The following is a 22,743-nucleotide window of genomic DNA, read 5'->3' on the forward strand; positions in this document are numbered from 1 at the left end:
TGGGGTGAGCTAACGGACATGCAACTTGCAGCATGACGAGTATATTGGTCAAAGGAATACCGCATTATGAAACGTTACCTAATTCCATTAGTTAATCAGATTGCTTTGCTGATGATACTACTGGGCATGTTGGGGCTGGCTGGCATGACGATTTCGTCATGGATGGCCCAAAGCATTCAAGGTAATGCGCACGCCATCAATAAAGCGGGTTCTCTGCGAATGCAAAGTTACCGACTGCTTTCCATGGTGCCGTTAGATAAAGGGGATCTGCCCTATCTGGCGGCCCTGGAGCAAGACAAAACCAGCGGTGATTTACAACACGCACTTCAGCGGGAGGGGCTGACCAGTCAATATCAACAAATCGAACGTTATTGGCAAACCACCTTAAAACCGCAACTGCTGCAAGCCAAACAGCCCGGTGATGTTGCCGCCAATGTGGCCGATTTTGTGCACCAACTTGATGCATTGGTATTGGCTATTGACCATAAAACCGAGCAGCGCCTACTGCTGGTGACAATGATTCAGTTGGTTTTCATCGTGTTGACTCTGGGGTTGATGCTCGCCACCATTTATTATCTCCGCCGTCGTTTATTACGTCCATGGCTGCAATTGATCTCGATGGCGAATGCAATTGGCCGCGGTGACTTCAGCAAGCGCTTCACTTTGCCCTATCAGCGAGACGAAATGGGGATGCTGGGAACGGCATTAAACCGCATGTCGCAAGAACTTTCGTTGATATACAGTGATCTGGAACAGCGCGTTGCTCAGAAAACGGCTGATTTACAACAGAAAAACCAAGTTTTGGCATTCCTTTATCACAGCAGCCGCCAACTGCATACCCCTCAACCGCTCAGTGAGCGCTTGGTGCCGGTGATTGAACAATTACAAGCACTGACACCCTTGGAAAATGTGCAAATCTGTTTATATGAAAATCATCTTTATCGTTCAAATCTGACTGATAATTTAGATGGTGAATATTTACCACCGCAAAATAGCCCTACGCAGTTAACCATTAGTGGCTCTTCTATTGTTGCGAACCCCACGACATCGCGGGAGTCTCTCAGTTGGAGTTTGAGTGATAAACTTGGTCAATATGGTTTATTACTGGCAAAAATCCCCGCGGAAAGCCCTCTCAATTCAGATCAGCAACAGCTGGTGAATATGCTAGTTGAGCAATTAACCAGCACACTGGCATTGGAAAGTCAGGCGAGGCATCAGCAGCAATTATTGTTGATGGAAGAGCGCTCCGCTATTGCGCGCGAATTGCATGACTCTATCGCGCAATCTCTTTCCTGCCTGAAAATACAAATCAGTTGTTTGCAAATTCAGGTTCCAGACTTGCCCGAACCCAGTAATTTGTTAATTCGGCAAATGCGCGATGAACTTAATATTGCCTACCGGCAATTGCGTGAATTGCTGACAACATTCCGTTTAAAACTCAATGAAGCGACATTACAGGCCGCACTGCAAACATTGGTCAATGAATTCAGCGAGCGCGCTTGTTTGCCCATCACACTCGATTTCAACTTACCATCAGACTCGGTTCCTAACCATCAAGCCATTCACATGGTCAATATTGCCCGTGAAGCACTGAATAATATCTATAAACATGCCCACGCCAGTGAGGCCGCAGTTAACGTCACCATAGAACAAGGTGATGTCGTCATGTCAATCATTGACAATGGTTGTGGGATTGGTCAAGCCAGTCAGCGGCCAAACCATTACGGCCTGATGATTATGCAAGACAGGGCCGCTAGTCTGAATGGACATTGTGATATTCGTCAACGGGACACCGGGGGAACACAGGTGCGGGTGCAATTTACACCCGACAATGATGATCTTGACTGAATCACTAAATCTGGTAATCAATCACGGCTTCATTTACCGCTTCTGCCAATACTTTCTCTTTAATATCATGCAGAGACAGTGTTGGATTACAGAGTTGGATAAAGAACCAGATAAAGTTACGTTGTAACTGACCCCGTTTTAGCCCTAACCAAACTGTATTGGCATCAAATAGATGCTCTGCGTTTAGCCGTACCAGCCCTTTGTCGCGATGAGCTTCATAAGACATATCCGCCAGAATACCCACCCCCATGCCCAATTCAACATAGGTTTTAATCACATCAGAATCTTGCGCACTCAGGGCGATATCCGGAGTTAATCCTGCATTTTTGAAGGCATTATCCAGCCGTGATCGGCCAGTAATTCCTTGCCGATAGGTAATTAGTGGCAAGGTACTCAAGGTTTCCAGAGTGATATTCGACTCTTGCGTTAAGGGGTGATTTTCTGGCACAACAATCGCGTGGTGCCAGCGATAATAAGGAAACGCCGCCACAGATTCATCACTCATTAATAATTCAGTGGCGATGCCAATATCAGCTTCACCCGATTGCAACATCGCCATAATTTCTTGCGGATTGCCCTGACTAATAACCAACTTTACCTGCGGATATAACAGGCGAAACTCTTTAATCACCCGCGGCAAACTGTAACGCGCTTGAGTATGTGTGGTCGCAATATGTAGCTGCCCACTTTCATTATTGCTAAATACATCAGCTAACCGGCGGATTTGATTAGCATCATTTAACATGCGCTCGGCAACTGTCAGTAACTCTTTACCCGGCTCGGTCATTCCCAATAGCCGTTTTCCGCGCCGAATAAATATCTCAATGCCCAATTCTTCTTCTAGCTCGCGAATATGACGGCTGACACCAGACTGCGAAGTAAATAATGTGTTTGCCACTTCAGTCAGGTTGTAATTGCAACGGGCTGATTCCCGAATAATTTTTAACTGCTGGAAATTCATACCAAGCCCCTTTCATTTCATTCTGATTGATATACCCAAAGAACGTGGAGTAACAAGTTAGCGGCAAACGAACACACCCCGATGAGATTACCTAAGTCAGTGGCCAGGGTGAGTGAAATTTGCCAACAACACTGTGGCTTCAAGTGCACAGGATATAAATAGATTTACGGGGGATGAGGGGGACAAACAAATACAAAAAAGCCGTTGCTTATGTTTTTTTGTACTAAGCAAAGTTTAGGGTCAACAGAAAAAATCACATTACACGATGAGTTTGTAAAATAGCCTTATTTTTCAAATAAATAATCATTTTATAAATCCAGAAGATTTACTTCACCCCAGAGTCAAAAAATGAGATTAGCTATATTAAATAATTTTTTAATATAGCACTTTGCTGTTAGACGCCATTTTGGGCCAGTGATAAAATCGTCCGATTAAATTTACCTACAAAGACTTTTTCTCCTTTTATATTCATAAATAAGGAGCGAGTTGATATTGATATTATACGGACTCTTCTTGCCGGAAGAGGCTGTTCAGGAGTGATTCATGCCATTGGCTATTATCGCGCTTACCATTGCAACTTTTGGCATCGGTACCAGCGAATTTGTCATTATGGGGTTATTACCCGAAGTTGCCCATGACCTCGGGGTCAGTATCCCTAAAACCGGAATGTTGGTTTCAGTTTATGCCCTGGGCGTGGTCATTGGTGCCCCACTGCTGGCTATCGCGACAGCCCGAGTGCCGCGTAAATCGACTCTGCTCGGGTTAATTGTTCTGTTCATTATAGGTAATGTGCTGTGCGCATTGGCTGAAACATATAACCTGCTTATGGCTGCGCGTATTATTGCCGCCCTGTGTCATGGCACTTTCTTTGGGCTGGCCTCAGTGGTCGCCACTGATTTGGTTCAACCCAATCGCCGGGCGCGAGCAATTGCATTAGTCTTCATGGGGGTCACATTAGCAAATGTGCTGGGTGTGCCGCTGGGAACGGCAATCGGGCAAGCTTTCGGTTGGCGTGCTGCATTTTGGGGCGTGAGTGCAATTGGTATTATCGCCATCATTGCAGTGATTGCTTGGTTACCTAGTAATATTCCGATGAAGAAAATCAGCCCAAAACTTGAGTTCAAAACTCTGATGCAGAAAAAAGTGCAAACTGCTTTATTGCTATCAGTATTAACGAATACCAGTTTATTTACCGTTTTCACTTATATTGCCCCCTTATTGCGTGAAGTTACTCGTGTTTCTGAACATGGCGTCACTATCGTTTTGTTAATCCTCGGGGTCGGGTTATCCATTGGCAGTATAATGGGCGGGCGGCTGGGGGATAAAAATCTCGTGGGTTCCATGACCCGGCTGATAGCAATATTAATAGCTATTTTACTGGCACTCCATTACACAATTGGCTTCTATTTATCGGCAGTAATGACCTTGTTTATCTGGAGCATTGTGGCTTTTGCGCTATGCCCAATGTTACAGCTATTGGTTGTGGATCAAGCCAGAGATGCGCCTAATTTGGCATCAACATTTAACCAGAGCGCGTTCAATTTGGGAAATGCGCTGGGGGCCTGGCTCGGCGGCACCTTACTGGCATTTGGCTTGCATTTACAACAACTTCCACTGGCCGCCATGGCGGTGATGGCTGTTGCGTTAGTCACGATGTTGCGCTTGAGAATGCATTTTCGCCGCACCGCTATCGTGCAAGCTATTAGCTAACAACTCTCTGCAAACACCATCCATTTGCCAGATCACTGAGTAGGCAAATGGATTTTTTCGTTTTCCACATATTGTTTTATGCAAATAATTATCATTAACATTGGTTGGTGATATAGTTTATCCCTTTGTAAGCCACCCTAAGCTGGCTGATGACTAAGAATAAAACACCATAAGATAAGAAGGATAAACTGTGACCACAGAATCAACAGCAGCAAAACCCAGATACCGTCCTACTCCTCCTCGCCTGGTGCAGGTAAAAAAGGTGGTAGACAGTTCCCCACATTTGCGCCGAATAACCTTTCACAGCACCACATTGCAAAATTACCCGTCAGATTGTGCTGGGGCGCATCTTAAAATTTTCTTGCCGCTAGCACACCAAACACAACCAGAATTACCGATTCTTGGCGAAAATGGCCCACAATGGCCGGCAGCAGATGTGCGCCCGATTGTTCGAACCTATTCTGTTCGGGCTATTCGCCCGGAGCTTTGTGAAATAGACATTGAGTTTGCACTTCATGACCATAGCGGCCCGGCGGTCAATTTTGCCCGTCATGCCAAAGTAGGCGATTGGCTGGGGATTACCAATCCCGGAGGGCCTGAAACCATGCTACCGGCTGCGACATACAGTTATCTGGTTGGGGATCCCTCGTCACTGCCCGCGATTGCCGCCTTGTTGGAAACATTGCCGGCTCAGGCGCAAGGCCATGTCATTATTCGCGTCGATACCCCGCAAGATGTGCTAAATCTGGTGAAACCGGCTGGTGTTGAACTTAGCTGGGTCATTGGCGGCACCGAAAAAACAGATGAGGTTATTCGCCAATTCTGCGCGCTGGATTTACCGATGGAAGAAGCAACATTCTGGTTGGCCGGTGAAGATAAACTGGTCGTGCAACTGCGCCGCTATCTTCGTCGAGAAAAAAACTGTGAACGCCAGCAACTGTACGCCGTGCCCTATTGGCGTGAAGGCCTCAATGAGGAAGATTATCATCACAAACGTCATGAAGTGATGGACAACATTGACGACTAGGTCTCATTAATATCTATAAAATCAATGGACATTACTTTGTGATGTCCATTTTTTATGGCGTTTTTTTACTTTCCCCCGTTAAAACCTTGTAAATTTTCTGCGACAATTCCCTGTTATTTGTTAGTCTTAAAGCTACTTAGCCTGCAATATGGCGCTTAATTATCGTTAAATGGCTCTAATGCCCGTTTAATGCAGTAAAGTTATTAGGAGCGTTCTCGAAATGAAGTCGCAAAATGATCCTGGCCGATCTAAATCCCGCCATCACGAATACTCCCTTATCCTGCCTATTATTGCGCTGGTTATTCTTAATATTTGGGGCGATACCAGCAATTTTGCCGCTGTCATTGTTATTAATCTCATTGCACTGGTCGGTATCCTCAGCAGTGCTTTCAGTGTCGTGCGCCATGCTGACGTACTGGCCCACCGCCTGGGTGAACCCTATGGTTCTTTGATTCTCAGCCTGTCTGTAGTGGTGCTGGAGGTCAGTTTGATCTCGGCGATGATGGCAACAGGTGACGCCGCTCCGGCCTTGATGCGCGACACTCTCTATTCCATCATCATGATAGTTATTGGCGGATTGGTTGGGGTATCCTTGCTGCTTGGTGGCCGGAAATTTGCTACCCAGCATGTCAATTTGGTCGGAATCAAACAGTACCTGATGGCTATCTTCCCGCTGGCAATCATTGTTTTGGTATTACCCAGCACCTTGCCTGACGGTAACTTTACCGTGGCACAGTCACTGGTTGTTGCGGTCATTTCGGCGGCAATGTATGGCGTTTTCTTGCTTATTCAAACCAAAACCCATCAGAGCCTGTTTGTCTACGAGCATGAAGACGAAGGGGATGACCCGAGTGACCCACACCACGGGAAACCTTCATCTCACAGTAGTCTGTGGCACACATTTTGGCTGTTGATTCATTTGGTTGCAGTAATCGCTGTGACAAAATTTGATGCTAACCCATTGGAAGCACTGCTCAGCGAACTCAATGCACCGGCTAAATTTACCGGCTTCCTGATTGCCTTGCTAATCCTGTCACCAGAAGGATTAGGTGCTTTAAAAGCCGTTCTGGCCAATCAGGTACAGCGGGCAATGAATTTATTCTTCGGTTCTGTGCTGGCAACCATTTCACTGACCGTCCCTGCGGTCACCTTGATTGCAGTATTGACCGGGCAAGAGTTGAATTTTGGGCTTGAAGCACCGCATATCGTGGTGATGGTGAGTGTATTGATTCTGTCGCAAATCTCATTCTCTACTGGCAGAACCAATGTGCTCAACGGCACCGCACATCTGGCGTTGTTTGCCGCTTATATGATGACAATCATGTTGTAGCGGTTATTTATCAATAGCAAAGGGCAAGCGTTTGTAGCGCTTGCCCTTTTTTGTCATCTACTCATAATCTTGAGTTATGAATAGGCATTCAAAGTGCGTTGGCAGAGTGCAGAGCGGACACAGTCCTGTTTATCAAAGCGAATTATGCCAATCATTTCATCTTCAGCAAAACGCTCCAGCGCATCGCTAAGGCCGGATTTCACACCACGCGGAAGGTCGCATTGGGTGATATCACCATTCACGATAACTGTGACATTTTCACCGAGACGGGTGAGAAACATTTTCATTTGGCTGGCGGTGACATTTTGTGCCTCATCGAGAATAACCACCGCATTCTCAAAGGTACGCCCGCGCATATAGGCGAAAGGCGCAATTTCGACTTTGCCGATTTCCGGCCGCAAACAATATTGCATGAAAGATGATCCGAGTCGGCGCAGTAGAATGTCATACACCGGACGGAAATACGGCGCGAATTTCTCAGAGATATCGCCGGGTAAGAAACCCAAGTCTTCATCTGCCTGTAGCACAGGTCGCGTCACAATTATCCGATCAACTTCTTTGTGAATTAATGCTTCAGCGGCCTTGGCCGCGCTGATAAAAGTCTTACCGCACCCCGCCTCACCGGTGGCGAAGATGAGTTGTTTACTTTCTATGGCTGATAAGTAATGACCTTGAGCTTCCGTACGCGCCTGAATAACGGAGGTATCACGGCTATCCCGTGCCATACCTATTGATTCAACACCGCCCATTTGCACTAACGATGTCACGTTTTCTTCCTCACGCTGACGATGACTACGTGAATCACGTCTAATTACGCGTTTCGCTTCACGACGAGCTTTGATCACTGCTTTCTGTCTTCCCATAGTGGCACCTTTCAGTTTGATTCACCTACCGCAGCAGATTTGTCTGTGCGATTATGTTTCACATACAGATGAGGTTTTGGCTTCCTTTGCAGCCAATAATAGCCAATGAAAATGCGAATAAAGTCAGCACACCTGCTTAATGGCAGGATGAAAACAATATCGCAGGGGGGGTGATTACGTGATGTTGATACAGGGAACAAAAGTAAGGATGACACTAATATATTAAAGGTAAATAATGATGTTACTGCTGTAATTTGAGAGTCGGAGGGACAGCCCTCGTAATAACGAGTCACTTGGATGAAACTTTGGTTTTCTCTTAACAGCCCAATCATGGACTTTACCATTAGCGATCCCCGCAGTGATAAACAACAGCCTAAGCTGTGCACCGTGTGAAAAATACCGCCAGATGATTACAGTATAATGACACTCTAAGGATTCGCGATATCAAAATGTAAAAAAATATAACATTTCCATTTGGTCATTTTTTACTCTAATTATTTTTTATATCGCGCTATACTATTAGCCCTCCGCTTAATCCCCCACATTAAACTCGATTTTATATTTCGCCCTTACCTTTTTCGCTTATTTTTTGAGCAAAGGCGAAAGTTAAAAATACCATTATAAACAACAAGATAATGTTGAATTTAATTAACTTGGCAACCATTAACGGCTGATTCTTAAATCCTGTAAACGCGTCTTTTGCTTACCGTTACTATCAAAGTTTTCCCTGTCCAGCCAATTGTTAAACGCCTGCTTAATAAGCGGCCATTCGCGGTCAGTGATGGAATACCAATTGGTATCTCTATTACGGCCTTTGGTCACAATCGCCTGACGAAATTGCCCTTCATACTGAAAACCAAATCGCATTGCCGCCGCATTTGACGGCTCGTTCAATGAATCACATTTCCACTCACAACGGCGATAGCCTAATTTGTCGAATACATAATGTAATAGCAAATAGATAGCCTCAGTACCCGCTGAATGGCGTTTTAAGCGCGGTGACCAATTAACCGAACCAATCTCAATCACGCCATTCTTTTCATCAATCCGTTGTAAGCCCACCGTCCCTAAAGCCAAATCTGATTGTGTATCCACCACCGTATAGTGGAAAGCATCTTTAGCACTCATTAATGTCTGTAGGTACTGCTTGAATTCAGCTTTATTTTCTGGCCGATCACAATAAAAATACGTCCAGTCACTGGCATCGGAAATTAAATGGTAGGCCTGATATAAAGATGCTTCATGTTTATCTGAGTCAACAGGGGCCAGATTACAAAAATGCCCAGATAGCATGTCTTTCTGGGGCCGCAGTGCGGATTGCCAGTGCGGTAATTCCGCCCCAATAATTTGTTCAAAATGATTTTGATTCATTATGTGCTCCGGTTTTAACTGACGCTCAGAGGAATATTAAAAGCTATTACCGCAATATATATTAGGAATATCATAGCAATATATAAAGCTGACGCGGTAAATGAAAGCGGAGTTTTGCAGAATCTTTGGCGGGAATAACACAGAATTGCCCCCTGAATACCCGATGTAAGTAGACCATAACTTACTATCAGGTATTCAGAGATGAGAAAGTCTCACCCTCGGCGTAAATTGACCACCGGCGCCACAGAGGGAAGTTGTAATCCTTCTTTGACGTCCAGTAATTGGCCGTGTTCATCATTATACAGTGTAAGACAAGAGCCTGCTTTTAATTGGGCAATCATCTCAGCCGTCATTTCCATACTATTCGCAAGTTCATCATCATCTAAATGCGGACGATGACCACGACGCTCAACCTGAAAACGCACTTGGTTATATTTGGCCCAAATAATGATAACCACAGCATTAAACAACGCGATGGCCACATACAAAGCAAGGGTGGTTAGACCGCTGAGTATGTAGAGCCTAAAGGGTATCGGCCCCATATTTGGCGCTCTGTCGATCATGTCAAAAAAACCCTTAGCAAATAGGAAGATAAAACCAACCCAAGCTAAAGCGGTGATAATGATATCTATCCAGCGGGGGATAGCCCGCTGCTCAGTATGAATCAGAGGTTCACTCATGGCTTAACCCTCCCTATTCCGCGATCTGGGCTCACCCAACGCGCACGTTTACGCTTGGTATTGAGCATGACTTTGGGGAACGCCACCACGGTCGTAAACAAACTTAGCATCCAGTAAACCATTGGGTACCAGATAATCCAGAATAGCGAACTCCCCAGTTTTGGTTCATAGCGCCGTTCAATCACCAAACTGATAGCAAACTGCATCAAACAGGTCAGCGCCAATACCATCCCGGTAAAGGCTGGCGGGAACACTGTTTGCACATGAATTCCCGGTGGTAAGGTAATCACCAAACCCAGCAGGAACAGGATGATACTGAACAGGTAAGTAAATGCCCAAGTAATAGACAGTGAATATTCAAGGAATAAGAGCCACATCCGGCGATTGCGCCAGCGCCACAACTTGAACATATTCTTCAGGAACACTTCTGCCCCACCCTGCGCCCAGCGCAGACGTTGTTTCCATAAACCTCGCAGGGTTTCTGGCATCAAAATCCAGCACAATCCGCGCGGCTCAAAGAATACAGACCAGTGCCGAACTTGTAGCTTCCAGCTGATATCAATATCTTCCGTGATCATATCTGGGCTCCAGTAGCCCACATCCGCTAATGCTCTGCGGCGAAAGGCGGCCACTACTCCGGAAACAGTAAAGACTTGCCCATAAACGCGTTGCGTCCGCTTAATCAGCCCAATGATGGAAGAAAACTCCCCCACCTGAACACGGCCGACCAAGGTTGAACGTGTGCGTATACGTGGGTTGCCGGTCACAGCCCCCGTACGTGGGTTAGCAATCAGCGGTGCCACCAGATAAGGCACCGCTTTTTTATCGAGTAAGGCATCACCATCGATACAAACCAGATATTCACTGCGCGCCGCCGCCGCCCCCATACGTAGGGCTATCGCTTTCCCCTGATTATGGGCCAGATGAATAACTCGCAGGCGCGGATCTTCGACCAACATGGCATCCAACACTTGTGCGGTGTCATCACTGGAGCCATCGTTGATTGCGATGACCTCAATGTTAGTGTAAGTCTGCGCCAAAGCGGCATGAATGGTTTCCCGTGCATTTAATCCTTCGTTAAAACAAGGAATTAGGATTGAAACGAGCGGATTACCTTTCAATTCTGGCGGGGGAACATCATCCCCCCAAGGCCAATGTCTTTCACGGCGTAGCCAGAAATAAACACCGCCTGTTATCCAGATCCCGGACATAAAGAGCGGATAGAAGAAGACAAAATTCAGCAACACGTCGCCAGTAAAGAGCAGGATCATACCCGCAGGAATGCTCAGTACCAGGCATAGGATGAGTAATGCAATAATTCTATCGATCATATAAAGGATACCAGGCAGAAGATAGCACAGGGCGGACATCTTTTAGCGGTGGTTCGCCAGTGATAAAGTTATCCGGATAGTAACCAAAATTTTGCGCGCCATTTAACTGCAACTGGCGCATCCATCCCGCCAGTATCGCCCCACTAATGGCATTGCTGCCCTCAGGCTTAGTCCAGTCCTTCGATTGCAGTTCAAATACAGTTTTGTTCAATGCTCCCGGGCGTTGCGCAACTTTATTGACCAGTTGTGATAGCCACTCGTTAGACTCAGATAACGGTACTTTTTCCATTAACGGCATTGCCATCGGGGCAACCCAATCATAGTTTGCCAGGAAATCATCAAGGTTCTGCGCAAACCATGCTTCACTTTCCGGTTCTAAAATCGGCATAGCGAATATATTACGAGCGGATTTGACTTGCGGGCCGCGGATATCACGCACCTGGCGTGTGAGTTCGTTTGTGAAATCAACCAGATATTTACTCTTATAGCGAGTCCAGCGCGCCATGGTTTCAGGATCATTGCGTATGGTAGTAATCGAACCTGGGAAACCGGCTTTTTCGTATGCACGAATAGCATCCGGTGAAGCATCTTCAAAATCAGACATCACGGCATCGTCGTGATAGAGCACGCCATCAATCGGTGCGCTATAGGCCATATCGCGGTATATATCGATAATGCGCTGTCTGGCTTCGGGGTTAAATGGCGACAGACGGCGATATTGGTCAGGATCGATGCTTGTTTTGCCGGTTTTCGGATCAATACGCGTAATCCGTGGCAATGAAGGGTCCATTTCGAATGCCAACACTGGCATCCAAGCATAGACATCAACATCTGGACGTGATGCTAATTGCCATGCAACGCGGTTAAATAAGTCTTGGCGCATCGGTATCCAGCGGTTAGGGAAATACACCTCGCGGATATTGCCATCCCCTTTCGGGTCAGAAAACGCTTGTAAGAACACCGTTGTCACACGTAAATCAGAAATCCGCTGTACCAGTTTGTCGAGATTTTCCTTCTCCTGTACGGGATCAGGATCGTACAGATAGTCTAAATCGACATGCGCGACGCGCATTATCTCTCTTTCTTGTACCAACGTGACCAACTGCGCAAAATCTTTTAACGAAGGGTTATTGCTGATCAGAATACGGGGGATATTCATCAAATCATTGACGTTAGCAATACCGGGTTCCAATGTCATCGCCATCTGATAACCGTGTTGGCGCAAGATATTAAGTACGGTGCCATTCGCCGCACCATAAGGCCAAACCCAAACTCGAGGTTGCTTACCGGTCGCTTTAATAATGCGTTCAGTAATCAATGAAACGTCTTTTTCCATCCGCTGTTTGAATGCCGCTTCAGTTTCATACTTCTTCGTTTTTGGGTCGTAAATCAGATTAGCTGCAGCTGGCTCGGTATTCCCCTGCGGGTTAGCAATCACACCATAATGAGACGCATAGGTATGAGCACCGATTTCAATCAGCTTCGATTTAGACATTTCACCGATCTCTTTCCATGTCAGGAAACGATTGCGATCAGTACTTAATCCACCGAAATCCACCTTTTTATTCGGCGGTGTATCAATCCATGTACCTACCGGTGCCAATACTGCGCTCATATTATTGGCTTCTAACAGTGGGAAAACACGGGTATAAAAACTACTGTAACCATCATCAAACGTCAGCAATACGGCTTTGTTCGGCAATGGCGTGCCACCGTTGCGAGCGGCCAAAATCTGATCGACAGAAATCACGTTGTAGCGATTATCTTTCAACCAGGCCAATTGCTCACTTAATGCGCTACTTCTAACAGACAAATACCGCTGGTCAGCAGAATCATCCTCAACATCATGATACGCAATGACCACAAAGGTATTCTTTTGCCACGGCCTTTCGCTTTGCGGCAAGGCGCGTTCAGCCGGTGGAACGAATACGGGTTTCTCGGCATAACACGCTGAAGCCCATAGCGTTAACATTCCGACTACAAAAATCCGGATTATAAATAATATCTTTGCCATAGCGACTTCCCTTAGAAACGGTAATTCAAATCGAAAGCGAGCGAGAGGTCGTGCTCACGGACACCATCATAAGGGCGTTTATCATAGGTCACTGCCACTCCAGTATCGACGACATCATTCCATTGAATACGTTGTCCATAACCTGCTGTGGTCACCAGACCATTGCCGTAGTTTTTCTCCCAATAGCCGCCGACACCTAACTGTATTTGCTGGCTCCAGACCGTTTTATAATGGCGATACATTATGTGATTCAGCGTTATTGCAGGTAAGTAAGTGAAATCACTTTTCGGGTTATAGTAAATCACGTCTTCTTTGGTATTGTGGCTCGCCGCCAGACCCAGACTGAAGTCAGCCGTCAGATATGGCCCCGTCCAAATACGTTGACGTCCGTTAAGTTCATATTCCCAACGGTTGTTTCCATCAGAGAAATCCGACGGTGTGACATTAAATTCAATATCACGCCGATCATCAGCTTTCCATAACACAAAGGCTGAAGCACTGTTAGCGGTGATATTATTCTTCATCGCACGCAATGGAGTGTCCTTAGCCAGCCGTTCAACCTGCCCGCCCACACGCCAGTGGTCGTTAAAGTCATACCAAGTGGCTATCCGAGCGCCGGTTTTATTGCCAAAACCGTAGTTCTGATTATTCACTTCAGCTTCAACCCAATGGTCTCGGGATGTCCACTCACCCCCCAAACGCAACACGCGGTTAATGCCGGTGCCCTCTTCAAACTGAGAGTTGTTATAACTGCCGCCCCCGAATACACGCCAGTTTTCGGCTATCGGCGGGCTATATAAGAGGGTTTCAAAACCATAATCTTTGTTGCCGCTGACCGGGCTATTAGAGGAAAGTGCGCGGTTACCACTCACACGCAGTTCGTACATATTATGAATTTTACGTTGGCGGTCTAATTCCTGCGAAGGAACATCTTCCGGCGAGCGGGCAATTACATCATCAGTCAATAACTCCATCTGATGCCACTCTTGCAGATCCATTGCGGTTTCAGCTTGCGCACGTTCCAAAATAAGGCTGCGTGGCGCTAATGATTCGACTGCTTTCAACTCTTGTTCCGCTTTGCGCGGTAAATCTTTAGCCAGATAAACACCGGCTAGCGCAATACGTAAGTTCTGGTTAGCCGGTGCGGTGCTGGACAATGTTTCCAGTTTTTTCTGCGCCGCGGGCAAGTCATTAAGCGCGACCAGAGATTGAACCAGCAGCGTCTGACCTTCCATCCAATCGTCGTTAGGTTCTTTACCCGGTAGACCATAAACCCCGACTTGATACGGGGTTTGTTCACTATAGTTTTTAGCAAATTGATGTGCCTTATCTAATTGCTCACTTTCATTCAGTGAGTAATAGAGATCATCGGCATCAAGCAAATCGTCACTGTTACGGAAAGTTTTCCCATCGGCGTAATATAAGCTGGTCAGAATCGGGGCAGCTTTCTCTGGCATACGTTGATCGATATAAGCAGAGGCGGCCCAGCGACGAGCATAGTCAGGCATTTTGTAGCCTTGTGCTTCCATTGCTTCAAATTCTTTAATCAACTCAGCAGTATTACGGCGCACCAATAATGCACCGAGTCTATCAATACGCGCCCGCTGATAATCATCCTGAGCTTCGGGGTCTTTACTCCAGCGAGTTAACAAATCCTGATAGTCGGCCAGAGCTTGATCGGCAATGTAAAAACGCTCTGTTTCACTGCGCGTTGGCAGCACAGCCATACGAACCTGTTCCGCTGCCGCATCTCGCTCAAGTTGCCGATAATGCTCTGCGGTCACCAGTTTTGGGTTCTCTTTCGCCAACTGTAACGCCGGATCGGCAATACGGTTTCTCTGCAATATTTCAAGATGATTTTTTAATACTTCTTCCGATTCTGGTGCCAGTCGCACCGCCTCACTGGAAGCTTGTAACGCGTCATAATTGCGATTGGTTGCACGGCTCAGATAGGAAAGTGTCATGTAGTTTTTTGCGGAAGGATTACGCTCAGCCAATTCTTTTGCTTGCTGTAAAGCTTCGCCACCACGCCCTGAATCTGCCTGAGTCATGATCATGCCTGTAATCAGGTCAGGATTAGTGGGGTCTTTCTTCAAACTGCTCTGCCACAATGCCAGGGCTTGATCCCAACGTTTTTCATTACGATAGGCACGTGCCGCCGCAGCTAAACCTCGCGATGAGAGATTTGTTGAAGAATGGTAGCGCTCATAAACATCGATAACTTCTTGATCGCGCCCAGCCCAACCGGCAATTTGCAGCCAGTCATCAACCTGACCACTGTTAAGTGGCCCGGCTTTAGATTCTTGTTGTAAATAATCAAGGACCGGTGCGGTATCCCCTGCTCTGGCTTTGATGATTAATGAATCATACTGTGTTTCTGCCAAAACTGGATTAACTGAAAGACCGGAAATTAATAGCGCTAACAAAGTAACTCTGTGCCGGTGCAACGGGCGCAGCAGTGTCGTAAATGCGTTATACATTATATAACCCTTAAGCCAGCAACTTGTTTGGTTTTTAAGAAAAGCTACTTCACGCACATCCATTTTTCATTGTGGAATTATGATGAAATGAAGTCCTTAGAATGTATTACAGCATGTTACATAGGATAGTTGAAAGAAAATACTATTGCCGAATTATTATAGAATATTGTTATTCCAGCGATTAATAGAGGCGAAAATGTAGAATGGGCGTTAATTAAGATTGATTTAAGATTATTCTTAGATAAATATGCTACCAGAAGGCAAAATTTAAAGACTAAATATTTTTACTAAGGGAATGCCGCGATACAGTGTTCTGTGAAAAGAGAGCACAATTTGATTTTTAGGCTATTTATGGAGAAATCTGCTACATCAAATTTTGATTCTCTAAAAGATTTTTTATATTTATATACCGGTGAAATTATATTCTGCCTAAGTAAACGATTATCACTCCCGTTATAATAAAAAGCAGAATAGTTTCATTCTTTAATGGTGCTAACAGAATAGTCTCTGCTGACACGGCATCACATGATTATACTTTAACTCTATATTTTGTATAAGGATTTTATTCCTCCCCGATAACATCACTCATACCATGATAAGAATTAAAAATAGACCCGGTAGAAAGTACCTGAGTCTATTTAGAAAAAATTTAATTCAAATAAAATGAGAGGTCATACACAGATTAATTATACCGGCGTAAATCGCGATTCAATTGACTTAAAAACTCATACCCGTTATCGGTAATGAGAATCATATCCTCTAGCATGATAGAGCCAATTCCGATTCCGTAATACGGTGTTTCGAGGCTTAGTACCATCCCAGGAAGAAATGTTTCCGTTGCCAATGTGCTGACAAAAGGCGCTTCTTCCAGACCCAGGAATACGCCATCCCCATGACCAAGGTGGCCACGATTATAATGGGGTAAACCAGACTTTTTAATGAAATCCATGGTTGAATCAAACACATCTTTTAACTTAACACCCGGAGCCACCATTGAAAGCATATGTTCATGCCCAGCTCTGATAGTGTCATAGATATTTTGCGTGAGTTCGTCCGGTTCCCCCAAAACAAAGGTTCTGGCAAGATCAGCGCCATAGCCCGCAACATCTACCCCGCAGTCAAACTTAATTAAATCGCCAAGCTTTGCCGGGGTCTTATCAGGGAACATTTTGGGCGAGAAGTTATCGCCGACAGAAATAAGATTAAAGCGAGAAAAATGGGTATCCGCAAAGCTCATTACTGCAGCTTTAAATGCAGCGGTTAATTCTGCGGCCGTGCAACCCACTCGAATATGTTTAGCCGCGCTGGCGATACCGTATTCAGTAATTTCAGCGCTTTTTCGTAAATGTTCAATTTCCCAAGGGCTTTTGACCATTCGAATTTCATTAAACAGCGGCGTTGAATCGACCAACGTTAACCCAGGAGCCACTTTATCTAACATATTCTTACCACCGTTAGACATCGCGTGTAATTCAATAGCAATGGTTTTATCCAGCACACCCGCGCGTTCAAGAGCCTCCCTCACTAAACCAAAAACAGTCTCAACTGGAGGGCCTATGGGGCGTTCGCGCCTCTTCTGATGATTAAGTGGGTTACGTGGGTCATCAACATCAACCCATACCGGAAAAGTATTCAGCGCCATGTTAGGCATATCAAAATGTGTGCTAGCGGCTTCGAATTCATTCATGATGATTTGAGACGGTATGGTCTCATCACGAAACATAATTGCAATTGCAGCGCCTGTGTGCCGGAAGGTATACATAAAGAAGCTGGCAAAGCCGGTTAGGTAATAAAAGTTATCGCACACGGTGACGACCAGAGCATCAATCCCTTCTCGTTCCATGACCCCACGTGCTTTGCGCCCTACAGCATCTAAATGGGCAATTTTTTCTTTATTCACCAAAACATCCTTCAAGACTTACTTTATCTGTAAGCTGAATCATATACCGGTTATGGGCGAGATTCTAACGGGCAATCAAGGCAACTGCCGACACCAGGCAGCTTATTGCGTTGGCAACAAGTCCGGCGCTCCATAGCATCATTACGTGGAATAACAGTACGATAGAGGGGATTTTCTCGGCCATCAGGCAAGCTTGAAGTGAGAAATAGATTTTCAATAATAGTGTCATAGTCCTCAATAGGACCCAATTTATTAACAAATTCGCGCAAGTACCAAAACATCAAATAGCCAATGTTATTCCATATCAATCGGACATTCGCTTTTGGTTGGCACTCTATTTTCGCCATAACCGGAATAATATGATGATCGAGTAATAAATAGAGCCGTTCCAGTAAAGATGACGGCGATTTTTCTAACCAACGATGTTGATAGTAGATAGCTTCCGGCCGCCCAGTGGCGTGAAATTTGATTCGAACTCTTTCCGGACGGGGGTCAATCATTGTGGGCAATGCCAGCAACATCAAAATCATCGGTGGAATAACCAAACCGAAATACCACTGCCCCCACAACGAATACAGCGCTTTATGATTCGGCTTAAGTTCAGTTGTACTGTAGTAGTGATTTTCATAGTTTTGCATTAACACTGGCAAACTTTTCTCAGCAGCCCATTGCTCTAGTAATACACTTTCTTTCGGTATTTCATGAAGATCGACATAAAATGATTCGGAGAAGTGCACGAATGTACGGGCAAACAAACTGGCGATCTCATCAGAAATCGCAGTTGTTGAAGGGTAAATCACTTCAGCTGCATTCGACACAATCCATACTCCACGGAACTCATATGGACACATTATTACACTTGGTGATAATGATTATCAATGAAGTTAATTAATAATTCTCAACAGCATTAAATACTAAAACAATATTCTGTTCCGCTTATAGGCGAAATTTGTCATGTCATTTATATCAGCGAATCAATCAACTTTATAATTGATCGACATTATCCCTTTCTTCTCCGAAATTGATTGCACAATAATCTGACCCAGCACATGCAATGAACGGACATGTGTACCACCACAAGCATATGCAGGTAATTCACCAAACCCAACTTCACGGAAATCTCCCTGTATAGAAATCTGTCTTGGTAAATCTTGGCGAATAAATTGTTCCAGAGTTGTCATAACAGTCTCAATATCAATCTGTTGCGGGTTTTCTGACCGTTTAAACGATACTCGCCCTTCCCCCGGCCAGTGGTGCGCTTTTACCGGAAGCCAGCCATAACTTTCGCCAATATTGCCAATAAGATGCCCGGCTGAATGCATGCGCGCGTTTAAAAGCCGGCGCTCACTGTCGACACGAGCGCCATACTTCCCAGCAGCAATGGGTTTTGCAACGTAATGAATTAATTGCCCTTGCTGCTGAACAACTCGCAATACCTGATTATCATCGATAAAACCCGTATCAGAGGGCTGCCCACCACCTTGCGGGTGGAAAATTGTCGCCTGCAATATCACTGCAAATTGGTCGCCATCAGGTGTGCAGCTCAACACATCAACATCCATAGCCAGCGTATCATTCTCAAAAAATAGACAAGTTGTCATGATCATTATCCTTTTATCATTTCCATTATAATTATATTGATGTCAGTCTGACGTGATAATCCGTCACATACTCAAAGGACTGTTGCGCTGTGAGCACAAATCTCCCACTAGCATTACTCAGTGAAATGGCTATTTTCGTTAAAGTGGTCGAAACCGGTAGTTTCTCAGCTGTTGCCCGCCAATTGGGGGTTTCCCCATCAGCAATTAGCCGCAGTATTAGTCGTCTTGAGAAAGCATTGGCAACACGTTTATTACAGAGAACAACGCGTAAATTGCGTTTAAGTGAAAGTGGTGAGGAGGTTTTTAAACGCTGCAATGCGATGCTCAGTGCAGCTAACTCGGTGATGGAGATCAGTGGTCAATATAATCAGCAACCGGAAGGCCTAATCCGCATCAGTGTGCCCAAAGCCGTGGGCCGTTTTGTGATTCATCCGCATATCCCTGAATTTTTACACCGCTACAGCAAAGTCGATGTGCAGCTGATATTGGATGACCGCTATGTTGATTTAATTGATGAAAATATAGATCTGGCTATTCAAATTACTAACCAACCGGCACCAGGGATGGTTGGGCGACAATTGATGAATATCGAACACCTACTGTGCGCAACCCCTGAATATCTTGCTGACCACGGGACGCCACTGCATCCTCACGATTTAACTCAGCACAGTTGTATTTATTTGGGAGAAACACCGGGAGACGCGCGTTGGAAATTCCGCCAAGGAACTAAAGCGGTCACTGTCGCCGTGAAAGGCCGCTATGCGGCTAATCACACGGGCGTAAGACTGGATGCGGTCTTACAGCATATTGGTATTGGCAGTTTACCGTATTTTACAGCTCGAACAGCCTTACAGCAGGGACGCGTTGTCCAAGTATTGCCAGAGTGGCGTTTTATCAGTTCATACAGCGGCGGCTTATGGCTGCTCTTTCCGCCAACACGCTATATGCCGCCCAAAATTCGCGTTTTTATTGACTATATCGTCGGCCAGTTACGTGATGAGCCCAACTTACCACCCCGCTAACTGACTGATGGCCCAGCGGGGCGTTAAATATTACGCGGCAGTCAGTATTTTTAGGTCACTGTCACGACGGTTTTTTCGCCAGAATAGTCGCAAAGCGCAGTTTTATCCGATTACCTTCAGCGTCTGTCTTATGTAATTGCCCAACATCTTCATTGTATTTAATAATGTCCCAATCTTTATAGTACTCGCTTAATTCACCAGATTTTAATGTAAAGGAAAAAGGCACAGTGCAAGGGAAGTCATCAGTCGACATCGCAGAGATAATCAAATTATAGCCACCGGGTAAGGTACACTCTTGCATATTATTGATAACATATGGAATTCTTTCCGGTTGCAGGAACATCAACACCACGGTTGAGAGAATAAAGTTATAGCGATTATTCAGACTGGCTTCATTGATGTTATAGCTGCTGGCGGTAATGTTTTGCAGTTCTTCCTGCGCAATAATCTGTTGTAAGCGACTAATGCTGTCGCCATTTTTATCCACGGCGGTCACATCAAAACCTAATAAATTCAGATACAACGAATTACGTCCGGAACCACACCCTAAATCAAGTGCTTTACCGGGCCTGACTGTTTTCACGGCCTCAATCACTTCTGAATGTGTCGGTGTTAAATTATATTTTTTATGATAAAAATCTTCTGGCGTACAATAAAAACTGAGTTGGCATTGCAGATCATCTGAACACGCGGCAATACGATGCCAAACTTGAGGCTCAATAAAAGGAGGTTGATGCTCACAAGAGAATGAATGTCTTTCCAGTGTGTTGCCGGCTTCATCAAGGATCAAAAAGTCCATTTCCCCGCGTAGAATAGTCAGTTTGGCCCACGTTCCTGCTTTGGTATTGTGCTTTTCGCGAAACATCGCGGGCACGCCAGCGCTATCCCATACGGGTAACTGCTTGTAGCAAAACAAGGCTGATGTATTTTCCATGCTGATATTCCTCAGATAATTTAAAGATGCATTTAATATGCAACATATAATACAGCATAAATATTATTAAATGAAGCCGTCCAAGCGGACCTACGGGCAGTAGAGTTTAAGCTGATTTAACACCTTAAATCAGCAGATTATAGCGTGAGAACAGATTATGGGGTTTTAGACTTAGCCGCTTTCAAACTCTCAATATGGTCCGCTAATTTTTGAATATCATCATCTGTAAGATGTGCTTTGGCTTTATTACCCCGACCAATAATCTTGCCATCACGCCGGGCGGTCAGGCCATCGACAATCTCAGTGCGGGATAACGATATTAATGGCGGGGCTTTATCCAAACCTTTGCGATCAGCTAAACGCCCATGACAACTGGAACAGGTTTGTTTATAGATATGTTCACCATCAGTGGCAGCCAGTGCTGGGGCGCTGGACACCACGACACACATAGCCAACAACAAAACTTTCATCATGCTCCCGTCGACCATTGTTGGAACAATATGGCCAGATCCTTTTCATTACGCGCGCCCTGATGCAACTCAGTGACCTTACCGTTGCGGTCAATCATAAAAGATGTTGGGGTGCCGATAACCTGATAGCGCTCCTGGGTGATGCCCAGTTGGTCGCGAATCACGGGATAACTGATGTTACGTTGTGCTAGCACCGGGCTGATATCGACCTGTTCGGGATCGGTATTGATAGCCACCACCACGATATCCTGCTGATACTTTTGGCTTAGTTTATCCAAAGCGGCCATTTCAGCGAGGCAACCGCCACAACTCGCGGACCAGAAATTGAGATAGACCTGTTTACCTTTCCATTGGTCAAGTGCGACCGGTTTACCTTGTAGATCATAGGCAGCCAATTGGGGCGCAATTTCGCCTACCGCCACCTCTTCTTGCTTACAGGCACTGAGCAACAATAGCAGCGCGCATAAACCCACCGTTCTGACTCGATTACGCCACATGATGACGACTCTCTTCATTAAGATATTTACCATGCTGAAGCCGGATTATCCGGTCAGCGACACAACCTAAGTCAGGATTATGGGTGACCATCACAATGGTTCTCCCTTGACGATGGATATGATTTAGCAGGTCCAATACCCGCTGTTCATTCTCTTCATCAAGGTTACCCGTTGGCTCATCAGCAAAAATAATGGGTGGCTGATTGACCAATGCGCGTGCAATACAGACCCGCTGCTGCTCACCACCAGAAAGCTGGCTAGGCAAATGGCCCATGCGTGGCGTCATCCCTACTTGCTCTAAAACCTGCCGGGCAGCAGCTTCGTCCACCACACTGTGGTAGTGCTGCGCCAGCATTATATTCTCCAGCGCCGTCAGGTAAGGAATAAGGTGGAATTGCTGGAAAACCAACCCTATTTTGTCAGCCCGAAATCTCCTGCGCCCTTCTTCATCAAGACCCGCAGCATCAATACCATCAAGCAATACCTGACCCTCAGTCACGGTGTCCAGGCACGTTAGAATATTCATCAATGTGGTTTTACCTGAGCCTGATGCCCCCATAATCGCCACAAATTCACCGCGATTAATGCGGATATTGATGTCTTCGAGCGCCGTCACCTGCCCGAAGCGCTTATATAAATGTCGTGTTTCAATAACCGCATCCGTGGCGTGCTCAGGTTTCACCCGTGTTAGTGGCGATGTCATT

General features: G+C 45.6%; 19 protein-coding genes. 5 read left to right on the top strand and 14 right to left on the bottom strand.

Features of this window, described 5'->3' with window-relative positions:
• Positions 1-66 precede the first annotated feature (66 nt).
• On the top strand, positions 67-1,848 hold the full coding sequence (narX, locus tag F0T03_RS12195) for a nitrate/nitrite two-component system sensor histidine kinase NarX (RefSeq protein WP_159678602.1): 1,782 nt from the start codon (positions 67-69) through the stop codon (positions 1,846-1,848).
• Between the two features lie 4 nt (positions 1,849-1,852).
• Here the strand turns inward: narX and cbl are convergent, their stop codons facing one another.
• Positions 1,853-2,809 carry an HTH-type transcriptional regulator Cbl gene (gene cbl, locus F0T03_RS12200; protein ID WP_159678614.1) on the bottom strand — a complete coding sequence of 319 codons (957 nt, stop codon included), beginning with the start codon at positions 2,807-2,809 and terminating at the stop codon, positions 1,853-1,855.
• Positions 2,810-3,352: 543 nt separating this feature from the next.
• Between cbl and F0T03_RS12205 the strand changes: the two genes are divergently transcribed.
• From F0T03_RS12205 to chaA, 3 genes are all read left to right on the top strand, one after another.
• Positions 3,353-4,519 (top strand): MFS transporter, encoded by a 1,167-nt coding sequence (locus F0T03_RS12205; protein ID WP_159678616.1) that lies wholly within the window; start codon positions 3,353-3,355, stop codon positions 4,517-4,519.
• Between the two features lie 190 nt (positions 4,520-4,709).
• Positions 4,710-5,546, top strand: coding sequence for a siderophore-interacting protein (locus tag F0T03_RS12210; RefSeq protein ID WP_159678618.1), 837 nt, complete (start codon positions 4,710-4,712; stop codon positions 5,544-5,546).
• A gap of 220 nt (positions 5,547-5,766) precedes the next feature.
• Positions 5,767-6,876, top strand: coding sequence for a sodium-potassium/proton antiporter ChaA (gene chaA, locus F0T03_RS12215; protein ID WP_145555616.1), 1,110 nt, complete (start codon positions 5,767-5,769; stop codon positions 6,874-6,876).
• A 74-nt stretch (positions 6,877-6,950) separates the two neighbouring features.
• On the opposite strand, the gene phoH is transcribed toward chaA, so the two are convergent.
• The 9 genes from phoH to F0T03_RS12260 all read right to left on the bottom strand — a co-directional run bounded on the left by phoH (position 6,951) and on the right by F0T03_RS12260 (position 19,116).
• Positions 6,951-7,739, bottom strand: a complete 789-nt coding sequence (gene phoH, locus F0T03_RS12220) for a phosphate starvation-inducible protein PhoH (protein ID WP_145555614.1) — start codon at positions 7,737-7,739, stop codon at positions 6,951-6,953.
• A gap of 663 nt (positions 7,740-8,402) precedes the next feature.
• On the bottom strand, positions 8,403-9,110 hold the full coding sequence (locus F0T03_RS12225; protein WP_159678620.1) for a GNAT family N-acetyltransferase: 708 nt from the start codon (positions 9,108-9,110) through the stop codon (positions 8,403-8,405).
• 212 nt (positions 9,111-9,322) lie between these two features.
• On the bottom strand, positions 9,323-9,790 hold the full coding sequence (pgaD, locus tag F0T03_RS12230; protein WP_145555610.1) for a poly-beta-1,6-N-acetyl-D-glucosamine biosynthesis protein PgaD: 468 nt from the start codon (positions 9,788-9,790) through the stop codon (positions 9,323-9,325).
• Complete coding sequence (pgaC, locus tag F0T03_RS12235; RefSeq protein ID WP_145555608.1) at positions 9,787-11,121, bottom strand: poly-beta-1,6-N-acetyl-D-glucosamine synthase; 1,335 nt, start codon at positions 11,119-11,121, stop codon at positions 9,787-9,789. Before pgaC ends, pgaD begins: the two co-directional genes overlap by 4 nt.
• On the bottom strand, positions 11,111-13,135 hold the full coding sequence (gene pgaB / locus F0T03_RS12240; protein ID WP_159678622.1) for a poly-beta-1,6-N-acetyl-D-glucosamine N-deacetylase PgaB: 2,025 nt from the start codon (positions 13,133-13,135) through the stop codon (positions 11,111-11,113). The genes pgaC and pgaB overlap by 11 nt, the downstream gene beginning before the upstream one ends.
• An 11-nt stretch (positions 13,136-13,146) precedes the next feature.
• Positions 13,147-15,615, bottom strand: a complete 2,469-nt coding sequence (gene pgaA / locus F0T03_RS12245) for a poly-beta-1,6 N-acetyl-D-glucosamine export porin PgaA (RefSeq protein WP_145555604.1) — start codon at positions 15,613-15,615, stop codon at positions 13,147-13,149.
• Positions 15,616-16,297: 682 nt separating this feature from the next.
• Positions 16,298-17,515: a M24 family metallopeptidase gene (locus tag F0T03_RS12250; RefSeq protein WP_159678624.1), complete on the bottom strand. Its 1,218-nt coding sequence runs from the start codon at positions 17,513-17,515 to the stop codon at positions 16,298-16,300.
• Positions 17,516-17,565: 50 nt separating this feature from the next.
• Positions 17,566-18,333, bottom strand: a complete 768-nt coding sequence (gene fhuF / locus F0T03_RS12255; RefSeq protein WP_145555123.1) for a siderophore-iron reductase FhuF — start codon at positions 18,331-18,333, stop codon at positions 17,566-17,568.
• 156 nt (positions 18,334-18,489) lie between these two features.
• Positions 18,490-19,116, bottom strand: a complete 627-nt coding sequence (locus tag F0T03_RS12260) for an alanyl-tRNA editing protein (protein ID WP_159678626.1) — start codon at positions 19,114-19,116, stop codon at positions 18,490-18,492.
• A gap of 89 nt (positions 19,117-19,205) precedes the next feature.
• Here F0T03_RS12260 and F0T03_RS12265 point away from each other — a divergent pair, with 89 nt between their 5' ends.
• Entirely contained in the window at positions 19,206-20,138 is a 933-nt protein-coding gene (locus F0T03_RS12265) for a LysR family transcriptional regulator (protein WP_159678628.1), read from the top strand.
• Positions 20,139-20,199: 61 nt separating this feature from the next.
• Here F0T03_RS12265 and tehB read toward each other — a convergent pair whose 3' ends face one another.
• The 4 genes from tehB to F0T03_RS12285 all read right to left on the bottom strand — a co-directional run bounded on the left by tehB (position 20,200) and on the right by F0T03_RS12285 (position 22,742).
• Complete coding sequence (tehB, locus tag F0T03_RS12270; RefSeq protein WP_159678630.1) at positions 20,200-21,072, bottom strand: SAM-dependent methyltransferase TehB; 873 nt, start codon at positions 21,070-21,072, stop codon at positions 20,200-20,202.
• Positions 21,073-21,227: 155 nt separating this feature from the next.
• Positions 21,228-21,542 (bottom strand): c-type cytochrome, encoded by a 315-nt coding sequence (locus F0T03_RS12275; protein WP_159680843.1) that lies wholly within the window; start codon positions 21,540-21,542, stop codon positions 21,228-21,230.
• Positions 21,542-22,039, bottom strand: a complete 498-nt coding sequence (locus F0T03_RS12280; protein ID WP_145555142.1) for a TlpA family protein disulfide reductase — start codon at positions 22,037-22,039, stop codon at positions 21,542-21,544. Before F0T03_RS12280 ends, F0T03_RS12275 begins: the two co-directional genes overlap by 1 nt.
• Positions 22,029-22,742: an ABC transporter ATP-binding protein gene (locus F0T03_RS12285; RefSeq protein ID WP_145555127.1), complete on the bottom strand. Its 714-nt coding sequence runs from the start codon at positions 22,740-22,742 to the stop codon at positions 22,029-22,031. Before F0T03_RS12285 ends, F0T03_RS12280 begins: the two co-directional genes overlap by 11 nt.
• Position 22,743 lies beyond the last annotated feature (1 nt).

The organism is Yersinia canariae, from assembly GCF_009831415.1.
Classification (GTDB): domain Bacteria; phylum Pseudomonadota; class Gammaproteobacteria; order Enterobacterales; family Enterobacteriaceae; genus Yersinia; species Yersinia canariae.

Excerpts from the sequence above, each read along its gene's own strand:
- pgaA (WP_145555604.1), bottom strand. The coding sequence starts at position 15,615 with ATGTATAACGCATTTACGACACTGCTGCGCCCGTTGCACCGGCACAGA.
- cbl (WP_159678614.1), bottom strand. The coding sequence starts at position 2,809 with ATGAATTTCCAGCAGTTAAAAATTATTCGGGAATCAGCCCGTTGCAAT.
- F0T03_RS12285 (WP_145555127.1), bottom strand. The coding sequence starts at position 22,742 with ATGACATCGCCACTAACACGGGTGAAACCTGAGCACGCCACGGATGCG.
- F0T03_RS12260 (WP_159678626.1), bottom strand. The coding sequence starts at position 19,116 with ATGACAACTTGTCTATTTTTTGAGAATGATACGCTGGCTATGGATGTT.
- F0T03_RS12205 (WP_159678616.1), top strand. The coding sequence starts at position 3,353 with ATGCCATTGGCTATTATCGCGCTTACCATTGCAACTTTTGGCATCGGT.
- chaA (WP_145555616.1), top strand. The coding sequence starts at position 5,767 with ATGAAGTCGCAAAATGATCCTGGCCGATCTAAATCCCGCCATCACGAA.
- tehB (WP_159678630.1), bottom strand. The coding sequence starts at position 21,072 with ATGGAAAATACATCAGCCTTGTTTTGCTACAAGCAGTTACCCGTATGG.
- F0T03_RS12275 (WP_159680843.1), bottom strand. The coding sequence starts at position 21,542 with ATGAAAGTTTTGTTGTTGGCTATGTGTGTCGTGGTGTCCAGCGCCCCA.
- pgaB (WP_159678622.1), bottom strand. The coding sequence starts at position 13,135 with ATGGCAAAGATATTATTTATAATCCGGATTTTTGTAGTCGGAATGTTA.
- narX (WP_159678602.1), top strand. The coding sequence starts at position 67 with ATGAAACGTTACCTAATTCCATTAGTTAATCAGATTGCTTTGCTGATG.
- pgaD (WP_145555610.1), bottom strand. The coding sequence starts at position 9,790 with ATGAGTGAACCTCTGATTCATACTGAGCAGCGGGCTATCCCCCGCTGG.
- phoH (WP_145555614.1), bottom strand. The coding sequence starts at position 7,739 with ATGGGAAGACAGAAAGCAGTGATCAAAGCTCGTCGTGAAGCGAAACGC.
- F0T03_RS12225 (WP_159678620.1), bottom strand. The coding sequence starts at position 9,110 with ATGAATCAAAATCATTTTGAACAAATTATTGGGGCGGAATTACCGCAC.
- pgaC (WP_145555608.1), bottom strand. The coding sequence starts at position 11,121 with ATGATCGATAGAATTATTGCATTACTCATCCTATGCCTGGTACTGAGC.
- F0T03_RS12280 (WP_145555142.1), bottom strand. The coding sequence starts at position 22,039 with ATGTGGCGTAATCGAGTCAGAACGGTGGGTTTATGCGCGCTGCTATTG.